Consider the following 10,012-nt stretch of genomic DNA (forward strand, 5'->3'; position numbering starts at 1 on the left):
TGCCGCGCCGGCCCGGCGGTGGCCGAAGAACACACCCTGCAGCAGAGCCTGCAACGCCAGGAGCCGCCCCCGCCGCCTTCGTCCACCGCCGAGGAGACCGCGCCGGCCAAGCCGGTGCCGGCGTTCACGGTGGCGCCGGAGATCTTCCGCGCCTACGACATCCGCGGCGTGGTCGGGCGCGACCTCAGCCCGCAGGTCGCGGGGCTGATCGGCCAGGCGATCGGCGCGGTGATGCAGGAGCAGGGGCTCAACGAGGTGGTGGTCGGCCGCGATGGCCGCCTGTCCGGGCCGGAGCTGTCGGCCGCACTGATCGAAGGTCTGCGCCGCGCCGGCTGCCACGTCACCGACATCGGCCTGGCGCCGACCCCGGTGGTCTACTTCGCCGCCTATCACCTGCGCGCCGGCAGCTGCGTGGCGGTGACCGGCAGCCACAACCCCGCCGACTACAACGGCTTCAAGATCGTGGTCGGCGGCGAGACCCTGTCCGGCGCCGCCATCGCCGACCTGTACGCGCGGATCAGCGCCGGCCGCCTGCCCACGGCCGAGGAGCCGGGCCGGCTGCAGCAGCGCGATGTCGGCGACGACTACATCCAGCGTATCGCCGACGACGTGCAGTTGGACCGCCCGCTCAAGGTGGTGGCCGATGCCGGCAACGGCGTCGGTGGCGAACTGGCGCCGCGCCTGCTGGAAGCGATCGGTGCCGAGGTCGTGCCGCTGTACTGCGACGTCGACGGCACCTTCCCCAATCACCATCCCGACCCCAGCGAGCCGCACAACCTCGAGGATCTGGTGCAGACGGTGCGGCGCTTCGATGCCGACCTCGGCGTGGCCTTCGACGGCGACGCCGACCGCCTCGGCGTGGTCACCAAGGAAGGCACGGTGATCTACCCGGACCGCCTGCTGATGCTGTTCGCCGCCGACGTGCTGCAACGCAACCCCGGCGCGCTGGTGATCTACGACGTCAAGTGCACCGGCAAGCTGTCCGACTACGTGCTGCGCAACGGCGGCAGCCCGCTGGTCTGGAAGACCGGGCATTCGCTGATCAAGGCGAAGATGCGCGAGACCGATGCCGAACTGGCCGGCGAGATGAGCGGCCACTTCTTCTTCAAGGAGCGCTGGTACGGCTTCGACGACGGCCTGTACGCGGCGGCACGGTTGCTGGAGATCCTGGCACAGCGCGAGGGATCGCCGTCGGAAGTGCTGGCCGAACTGCCCGACAGCGTGGCCACGCCGGAGATCAAGCTGCCGGTGGACGGGCAGGACGCGCATGCGCTGGTCGCCGAGCTGGTCGCCCAGGCGCAGCAGGAGGGCTCGCCGTTCGCCGGCGCGCGGCTGCTGACCATCGACGGGCTGCGCGCCGACTTCCCGGATGGCTGGGGCCTGGTGCGCGCCTCCAACACCACGCCGGTGCTGGTGCTGCGCTTCGAAGCCGACAACGCGGCGGCGCTGGAGCGGATCAAGGCGCTGTTCCGCGCCCAGCTGCAGGCCGTGCTGCCGGGCCTGGCGCCGACCTTCTGAGGCGGCGTCGCGGGCCCGGCCTGGTCCGGGCGCCGGCGTGTGCGATGGCTCAGCCGCCGGCGGTGGTCGCGGACTGTGCCGGGCCGTTGCCCCGGGCCGCGCGATAGCGCTGCAGCACGTCCTCGATTTCCTGATCCAGGCCGAGCCGCTGCTGTTCGAAGTTCTTCTGCATGCGCAGTTGCCACAGCAGGGCGCGGTGCCGCTGCTGCACGTCGTCGGCGGTCTTGGCCGGCACGCTCTGCCCGGCCAGCTCGCGCGCGCCGGCGCCGGACAGCAGGCCGATCAGGCCCTGGCGCAGGCTCTCCACGTTGTAGCGCGCGGTCTGGATGTTGTTGTCGACGATGCCGATGCGCTCGGCGAACACCCGGCGCAGTTCGTCCTCGGTCTGGTACGACAGCAGCATCGCCTGGTCGGTGCGCTTGCGCGTCTCCAGCGCGGCCTGGTCGGCGCGCTGCTGCGCGGCGTCGGCGGCGGCCGCGGCGCGTTCCTCGGCGTTCAGCGCACGCCCGACCTCGGCGCTGCGCATGCCGCTGGTGGCGTTGAACTCGTCGCGTGCCTGGTTCACCGCTTCCGGCGGCAACGCATCGCTGCAGGTACGTTGGCCGCCCTGGTTCCAGCAGTACAGCTTCTTGGACGGCGCCGACGCCTGTTGCGCGGCGGCCGGCAAGGCGAGCAGCGCCAACAGCGCCGGCAGGACGCGAGTGCGTGATCGGATCGGCATCGTGGCAGCCCCCTGCTGTCAGCCAGACGAAGCGCAGCCGTAGCGGGCCCGGTAGGCCAGCAGCGGTTCGCGGAAGCCGACAAGGTCTGCGTTTCCGTCGATGAATGCAAGCAGATCGCCCAGATGCGCGACCGAGACCACAGGAACGCCGGCCTCGGCGGCCACCGCCTGCGCCGCCGAGCGGCGGTCGTCCTCGGCGGCGATCTCCTGGCGGTCCAGCGCGACCAGGATCGCGGCCGGTTCGCCGCCGGCGGCGCGGATGATGCCCAGCGCTTCACGGATCGCGGTGCCGGCGGTGATCACATCGTCCACGATCAGCACCCGGCGGCCGGCCAGCGGCGCGCCGATCAGGCTGCCGCCTTCGCCGTGCGCCTTGGCTTCCTTGCGGTTGAACGCCAGCGGCAGGTCGCGCCCGCGCCGCGCGTATTCGCAGGCCACCGCCGTCGCCAGCGGAATGCCCTTGTAGGCCGGGCCGAACAACAGGTCGAAGTCGAGCCCGGCGGCGTCGGCCGCATCGGCGTAGCACGCCGCCAGCCGCGCCATGCTGGCGCCGGAGTCGAAGCGGCCGGCGTTGAAGAAATACGGACTGAGGCGCCCGGACTTCAGCGTGAACTCGCCGAAGCGCAGCGCCTCCACGTCCAGGGCCAGTTGCAGGAAACGGTGCCGGTAGTCGGTCATTGGGGGGCCGGGAATGGGGAAACGGGAATAGGGAATCGATAAAGCGTACCCCAGCAGGACCGCGAAGACGGAACAACCGCTATGCTTTTCACCATTCCCTATTCCCCTTTCCCCATTCCCGGCTCTTCCATGCGCATCATCAGCTTCAACGCCAACGGCCTGCGGTCGGCCGCCACCAAGGGCTTTTTCGAGTGGTTCGCCACCCAGCAGGCGGATGTGCTGTGCGTGCAGGAGACCAAGGCGCAGGAGCATCAGCTGGCCGGGCCGGCGTTCCTGCCGGACGGCTACCGGGTCTGGTTCCGCGACGCCAGCACCAAGAAGGGCTACAGCGGCGTGGCCATCTACAGCAAGCGCGAGCCGGACGAGGTGCGGACCGCGCTGGGCTGGCCCGAGTTCGACGAGGAGGGCCGCTACATCGAGGCGCGCTTCGGCAACCTGAGCGTGGTGTCCTTCTATATTCCTTCCGGGTCCTCCGGCGAGCTGCGCCAGGGCTACAAGTTCCAGGTCATGGACTGGCTGCGGCCGATCCTGGTGGAGTGGCTGCACAGCGGCCGCGACTACGTGCTGTGCGGCGACTGGAACATCGTGCGCTCGGCGCTGGACATCAAGAACTGGAAGTCGAACCAGAAGAATTCCGGCTGCCTGCCGGCCGAGCGCGACTGGCTCAACGGCCTGTGCGCCGACCGCGCCGACGAGGCCGACCCGGCCAGCGGCCGCGGCTGGGTCGACGCCTACCGCGCGCTGCATCCGGACGGCCAGGACTACACCTGGTGGAGCAACCGCGGCGCGGCGCGCGCCAACGACGTCGGTTGGCGCATCGACTACCAGTTCGTCACCCCGACCCTGCGCGAGCGCCTGCAGGGCTGTTCGATCTATACCGCGCAGCGCTTCTCCGACCACGCGCCGTTCACGGTGGACTACCGCACGTGATCGGAGCACTGGGCGCTTGGTGGCGGTCGCTGGACGTATACGCCAACCCGCGGGTGCGGGCGATGCTGTTTCTGGGATTTTCCTCGGGGCTGCCGTTCGCATTGGTGCTGACCACGCTGTCGGCGCGTCTGCGCCAGGCCGGCATCGACCGGACCACCATCGGCTACTTCAGTCTGGTCGGGCTGGCGTACTCGTTGAAGTACTTCTGGTCGCCGATCGTGGACCGTCTGCCGATCCCGGTTCTCTCGCGACTTGGTCGGCGGCGTAGCTGGATGCTGGTTGCACAGATCGGCGTCGTTGCCGGCCTGGTCGCACTCGCGCTGGCCAATCCCGCGCTGGACGCGCGCGCGGTGGCATTGCTTGCCGTCTGCACTGCTTTCGCCGCGGCAACCCAGGACATTGTCGTGGACGCCTATCGAATCGAGGCGGCTCAGGCTGATACGCAAGGCGCGATGGTCGCCGCCTATCAGGCTGGCTACCAGTTGGCGCTGATCTGTACCGGCGCCGGTGCCCTGACCTTGGCGGCAGAACTGGGCTGGAAGGCGTCCTACCTGATCATGGCGGTCTGCGGATTGGTCGGTCTTGTCACGACGCTCTGCATTGCCGAACCCATGACGGGCACCAGCGGTCCAATACGTCCGATCGAACCCATGGTGGAGGCGCTCCGCACGCGCGCGCAGCGTTGGCCGGCGTGGATCAGAGCGACGGTTGCTTGGTGCATCGGTGCCGTGATCTGCCCGTTCGTCGACTTCTTCGCGCGGATGGGCTGGAAGGTGGGCATCTTGTCCCTTTCCCTGGTGATCACCTACCGACTCAACTACACCACGATGGGCGTTGCGGCCAATACGTTCTATCTGGACATGGGGTTTACGCTGGAACAGATCGCATTGGTCTCCAAGGTCTATGGGATCCTCATGACGATCGTCGGCGCTTTTCTGGCAGGCATCCTGGTCCGTCGTTACGGCATAGCGCGGACGTTGCTGATCGGATTGGTCCTGCTTAGTGGCGCCAACCTGATCTACGCGCATATCGCCAGCATCCACCCCGGGATCGCCTGGCTGGCGACTGCGATCAGCGCCGACAACGTGGCCAACGGTATCGCCGGGACGGCCTTCATCGCTTACATGTCATCGCTGACCAGTCCGAACTACACGGCGACGCAATACGCTCTGTTCGGAACCCTGTGGAGCCTTCCCGCCAAGTCGATCGCCAGTCAATGGGGCAAGATCGTGGACGCCTGGGGCTATCCTCCGTTCTTTGTCTATACCGCTGCGATTGGCATCCTTGCGTTACCGATGATCATCTGGCTCATCTGGCGTGAGCCACGAATGAGGGAAGAGGAGGGCGTGCAGAAAACGCCCTGACCGCTGGGTTTCTCGGCCATAGCAGCCGCGTGTGTACGAGGCGCGCATCCGCAACTCCCTCACAGCCATTGCCGTCCAGCGATTGAAAGGCCGTCCCCGGACGGGGATGATGGGCAACGGCGCACGCGTGCGCCGCCGCCCGGGAGTCCGCATGAGCGACCTTGTGTTGCGCGATATCGACCCGTTCCTGCTCGAACGCATACGCCGCATCGCCGTCGCGCGCGGCTGGACCCAGCGCCAGGCGGTGCTGGCGCTGATCGAGCAGGGCCTGTTCTCCAGCGAGCACGACGTGCGCAGCGGGTTCGAGCACCGCGAGGTGGATGCGCTCTCGGAGGCGATCGCGGCCTTGCGCGCGCTGCCGGCCGGCAGCGGCTTCTGAATCCCGACGCCTCGCTTACGCGGGGTGGATCGCGCCGAGGATGCGCGGCCCGCGCGCGCCGCTGACCGACGGCAGGTTGCCCGGCAGCCCGGCCAGGGTCTGTCGCGCCAGCCAGGCGAAGCCCATCGCTTCGATGTAGTCCGGGTCCAGGCCCTGCGCCTGGGTCGAGTGCACCTGCACCCCCGGCAAGCGCGCCTGCAGCCGCGCCAGCAACAGCGGGTTGTGCACGCCGCCGCCGCACACCAGCAACTGCCGGGTCGCCGGCTGCTGCGCCAGCAGCGCGTCGGCGACGGTGGCCGCGGTCAGTTCCAACAGCGTCGCCTGCACCGCGGCCGGCGCCGGCGACGGCGTGTCCAGGCAGGCTTCCAGCCAGCGCAGGTGGAACTGCTCGCGCCCGGTGCTCTTGGGCGGCGGCAGCGCGAACCACGGATCGGCCAGCAGGCGCTGCAACAGGTCGGCGTCGACCGCGCCGCTGGCGGCGAACGCGCCGCCCGCATCGTAGGGCTGGCCGCGATGGCGCTGGCACCAGGCATCGAGCAGTGCGTTGGCCGGGCCGGTGTCGAACCCGCGCACCGCGCCGTGCGCCGGCAGCAAGGTCAGGTTGCCGATGCCGCCGAGGTTGAGCACGGCCCGGTCTTCGTGCGCGGCCCCCAGCATCGCCGCGTGGAAGGCCGGCATCAGCGGCGCGCCATGGCCGCCAGCGGCGACGTCGCGGCGGCGGAAGTCGCAGACCGTGGCGATGCCGGTCAGTTCGGCGATGCGGTTGCCGTCGCCGAGCTGCCAGGTGAAAGCGGGGTCGGCCAGCGGGCGATGGCGCACGGTCTGCCCGTGCGACCCGATCGCGCGGACCGCGGCCGGCGTCACCCCGGCGTCGTCGAGCAGGCGCAACGCCGCCTCGGCGAAGGCGATCGCGACCTCGGCATCGAGCTGGCCCAGCGCGTCCAGCGAGGCGATGTCGCCGCCTTCGCCTAGCGCGATCAGCGCCGCGCGCTGCTGCGGTGCCCAGGCATAGGTGCGGCCCAACTGCAGATGCGGGTTGCCGTCGTGACCGAAGCGCACCAGCGCGGCATCGATGCCGTCGGCGCTGGTGCCGGACATCAGGCCCAGGAACAGGGCGTCGTCGGGAACGGCGGAAGGCGAGGGCATGCAAGACACCAGGCGGCGGTCGGCGCCGCAGCGTGGGCCAGGCGCCGCCGCCCGTCAATGCGCGGCGCGGCGGAACCGGCTGCCGGTGCTCAGCCGGCGTCGTGCGACGTGGCGGCCTTGGACGAGGCGACGACCTTCTTCTTCTTCGCCCCTGGCTCGCCGGCATCGGCGTAGATCAGCTTCTCCACGCGCTGGATGCGTGCCAGCGCCGGCGAGGTCTGCGCACGGAACGCGGCCAGTTCGGCGCCGGCCAGCGGGGTCGGCGGCGGCATCGTTACCGAGGCCGGATTGCGCTGCACCCCGTCCACGCGGAATTCGTAGTGCAGGTGCGGACCGGTGGCCATGCCGGTCATGCCGACGTAGCCGATCACCGTGCCCTGGTTGATGCGCTGGCCGGCCTTGATCCCGCCGAAGCGCGACATGTGCCCGTACAGCGTGCTGTAGCCCTTGCCGTGATCCAGGATCACCACGTTGCCGTAGCCGCGTTGGGTGCCGACGAACTGCACCCGTGCATCGCCGGCGGCCATGATCGGGGTGCCGGTCGGCGCCGCGTAGTCGATGCCCTTGTGCATGCGCATGGTGCCCAGCACCGGGTGCTTGCGCGCGCCGAAGGTGGAGCTGATGCGGCTGTAGGACACCGGCATGCGGATGAAGCTCTTCTTCAGCGGCCGCCCGGTCACGTCGAAGTACTCGGCCGGCTTGCCGCCGCGCTCGAAGCGGAAGCCGCTGTAGGTCTTGCCGCGGGTGGTGAAGGTCGCCGCCAGGATCTTGCTGGTGTCGATGCGCTCGCCTTCGCGCCAGGTCTCGTCCATGACCACACTGAAGCGGTCGCCCGGCTGCAGGTCCTTGTCGAAGTCGATGTCGTACTTGAAGATCTCGTCGGTCATCGTCGCGATCGCCGACGGCGACAGTCCGGCCTTGCGTGCGGCCACGTACAGCGAGCTAGTGATCTCGCCGCTGGTGACCACGGTGCGCGTGCTGGTCTCGCGCTCGATCACCTTTTCCTTGATGTCGTCGTCCAGCAGCGACAGTTCCACCCGATGGGTGGCATCGCGGTCGAAGCGCAGGGCGCGCAGGTCGCCGGTCGTCGCCAGGTCGAAGCCGATTTCCGCGCCCGGGCGCAGCTTGGTCAGCGCGTCATGGGTGCCCGGATGGTCCAGCACCCGCTGCATCACCGTGGCGGGGAGGCCGAGCTTCTCGAACACCGAGCCCAGGGTCTGCCCGGACTCGATCCGCACCACCTGCCAGTTGTCGGTGATCGCGGCCTGCTGTTGCTGGGCAAGCGAGATCGGCGGCAACGGCAGCGCCAGCGTCGCCTGCGTGGTCTGCAGCGGCACGTCGATGGCGTTGGAAAAGCCCGGGACGATCGTGGCGACCATCGCACCGATGGTGGCGAACAGGCTGGCGTGGATCCAGTGGCGGCGCGTCCAGCGGCCGGCGGGAAGATGTTCCTTCAACTTGCGATGCAGCGCAGTGTCGTGGAGAACGTGAAGGCGTTGCTGGAACCGCTGCCGGCGCGCGCGTTCCTGATCACTGTTGGGCATCAAGGCTTCCTCACGAGCCCGAAGCGCGAGCTCAAAACTCGGCTACCATAAACATCGTTCCACAGCGCGTCAAACCATTGAGCCGGCTCGAATTTTCACCTGGCTGCACGGTTAACTCGCTCTTAACGCCATTCACGTTTGTTGAAGCCACTCGCCGGAGTTCCTGTTTTGTCCACGATCGAAGAGTCCCTTGTCCTGATCGGCCGCGGTGCCGACGAAATCCTCAAGCGTGAAGAACTGGAGGCCCGCCTGCGCAGCGGCCGCCCGCTGCGGATCAAGGCCGGCTTCGATCCCACCGCGCCGGACCTGCACATCGGTCACACCGTGCTGTTGAACAAGATGCGCCAGTTCCAGGACCTGGGACACCAGGTGATCTTCCTGATCGGCGACTTCACCGGGATGATCGGCGACCCCACCGGCAAGAACGTCACCCGCAAGCCGCTGACCCGCGAGGACGTGCTGGCCAACGCCCGCACCTACGAGGAGCAGGTGTTCAAGGTGCTGGACCGGGAGCGCACCGAGGTCCGCTTCAACTCCGAATGGTTCGGGCAGATGAGCGCGGCCGACATGATCCGCCTGGCCGGCCAGCACACCGTGGCGCGCATGCTCGAGCGCGACGACTTCGCCAAGCGCTACGCGGCGCAGCAGTCCATCGCCATCCACGAGTTCCTGTACCCGCTGGTGCAGGGCTACGACTCGGTGGCGCTGAAGGCCGACGTCGAACTGGGCGGCACCGACCAGAAGTTCAACCTGCTGATGGGCCGCGGCCTGCAGGAGCACTACGGGCAGCCGGCGCAGATCGTGCTGACCATGCCGCTGCTGGAGGGCCTGGACGGGGTCAACAAGATGTCCAAGTCGCTGGGCAACTACATCGGCATCAGCGAACCGGCGATCGACATCGTCACCAAGACCATGAAGATCGGCGACGAGCTGATGTGGCGCTGGATCGAACTGCTGTCCTTCGAGATCGGCGTGAACGAAGCGCAGGCGCTGCGCCAGCAGGTGCAGGCCGGCAGTCTGCATCCGCGCGAAGTGAAGCTGCGCCTGGCGCGCGAATTGACCACCCGCTTCCACGATGCCGCCGCCGCCGAGCAGGCCATCGTCGGCTGGCACGCCGTGGTAACCGGGCAGGGCGACACCAGCGCCTTGCCGCTGCAGCAGGTCGCCGTGCCGGCGGAAGGCCTGCGGATCGCCGCGCTGCTGACCGCCGCGGGGCTGACCGCCAGCAACTCCGAGGCAAGTCGCAAGCTCAAGGAGCGGGCGGTGCGCGTGGCTGGCGAGGTGGTCGAGGATCCGCAGCAGAGCTTCGCGCCGGGCTTCGAAGGCGTGCTGCAGGTCGGCAAGCGGACGTTTGCCCGGGTGCAACTGATCGCCGGGTGAGGCCGCACCCGGCCACTGCGGCTGGTCCGCAGCGGCGGGAGCCCGAGGGCATGCGTGCGGTGCATGCTCTATATAGATAGCGGTCGACCTGTAGTCGGTCTGCCTACCGACAGAGGCGTCGCTACTTCCAGGTAGGGATGGCCCCAGCGGGGCCTGATGACCACCATCAGGCTTGCCGCGACGGGAGAGTGAAAAAAGTTTTCACGCCCTCTTCCCAAGCGGGCGATTTGAGGCCATACTTTCCCTCCCCTGACGCAACGCCTTCACGGCAACGCGGCAAGGGCGTCAAAAACCTCTTCAAAAAGGTGTTGACGAAGTGAAAAAGTCGGCTAATATGGCCGGCTCGCTTCGA

General features: G+C 68.6%; 10 protein-coding genes. 5 read left to right on the plus strand and 5 right to left on the minus strand.

Features of this window, described 5'->3' with window-relative positions; genetic code table 11:
* A partial coding sequence (locus D183_RS0102485; protein ID WP_017907590.1) for a phosphomannomutase/phosphoglucomutase occupies positions 1-1,518 on the plus strand: 1,518 nt, incomplete at its 5' end.
* Positions 1,519-1,567: 49 nt separating this feature from the next.
* On the opposite strand, the gene D183_RS0102490 is transcribed toward D183_RS0102485, so the two are convergent.
* Together D183_RS0102490 and pyrE are read right to left on the minus strand one after the other, a co-directional pair.
* Positions 1,568-2,239: a hypothetical protein gene (locus D183_RS0102490; RefSeq protein ID WP_051067599.1), complete on the minus strand. Its 672-nt coding sequence runs from the start codon at positions 2,237-2,239 to the stop codon at positions 1,568-1,570.
* 18 nt (positions 2,240-2,257) lie between these two features.
* On the minus strand, positions 2,258-2,917 hold the full coding sequence (gene pyrE / locus D183_RS0102495) for an orotate phosphoribosyltransferase (protein WP_017907592.1): 660 nt from the start codon (positions 2,915-2,917) through the stop codon (positions 2,258-2,260).
* A gap of 129 nt (positions 2,918-3,046) precedes the next feature.
* Here pyrE and D183_RS0102500 point away from each other — a divergent pair, with 129 nt between their 5' ends.
* From D183_RS0102500 to D183_RS0102510, 3 genes are all read left to right on the plus strand, one after another.
* The gene (locus D183_RS0102500; protein ID WP_017907593.1) at positions 3,047-3,847 is read left to right on the plus strand and encodes an exodeoxyribonuclease III; all 801 of its coding nucleotides are present in this window, start codon (positions 3,047-3,049) and stop codon (positions 3,845-3,847) included.
* Positions 3,844-5,211, plus strand: coding sequence for an AmpG family muropeptide MFS transporter (locus D183_RS0102505; protein ID WP_017907594.1), 1,368 nt, complete (start codon positions 3,844-3,846; stop codon positions 5,209-5,211). Before D183_RS0102500 ends, D183_RS0102505 begins: the two co-directional genes overlap by 4 nt.
* Before the next feature lie 151 nt (positions 5,212-5,362).
* Complete coding sequence (locus D183_RS0102510) at positions 5,363-5,590, plus strand: hypothetical protein (RefSeq protein WP_026143529.1); 228 nt, start codon at positions 5,363-5,365, stop codon at positions 5,588-5,590.
* A 15-nt stretch (positions 5,591-5,605) separates the two neighbouring features.
* Here D183_RS0102510 and D183_RS0102515 read toward each other — a convergent pair whose 3' ends face one another.
* Complete coding sequence (locus tag D183_RS0102515; protein WP_017907596.1) at positions 5,606-6,736, minus strand: anhydro-N-acetylmuramic acid kinase; 1,131 nt, start codon at positions 6,734-6,736, stop codon at positions 5,606-5,608.
* Between the two features lie 89 nt (positions 6,737-6,825).
* Positions 6,826-8,280: a peptidoglycan DD-metalloendopeptidase family protein gene (locus D183_RS0102520; protein ID WP_026144123.1), complete on the minus strand. Its 1,455-nt coding sequence runs from the start codon at positions 8,278-8,280 to the stop codon at positions 6,826-6,828.
* A gap of 168 nt (positions 8,281-8,448) precedes the next feature.
* Here D183_RS0102520 and tyrS point away from each other — a divergent pair, with 168 nt between their 5' ends.
* The gene (gene tyrS, locus D183_RS0102525; protein ID WP_017907599.1) at positions 8,449-9,660 is read left to right on the plus strand and encodes a tyrosine--tRNA ligase; all 1,212 of its coding nucleotides are present in this window, start codon (positions 8,449-8,451) and stop codon (positions 9,658-9,660) included.
* Positions 9,661-9,826: 166 nt separating this feature from the next.
* On the opposite strand, the gene D183_RS27895 is transcribed toward tyrS, so the two are convergent.
* The coding region (locus D183_RS27895; RefSeq protein ID WP_232757185.1) for a hypothetical protein at positions 9,827-10,012 on the minus strand (186 nt) is incomplete at its 5' end.

The organism is Xanthomonas sp. SHU 199 (assembly GCF_000364665.1).
GTDB lineage: Bacteria > Pseudomonadota > Gammaproteobacteria > Xanthomonadales > Xanthomonadaceae > Xanthomonas_A > Xanthomonas_A sontii.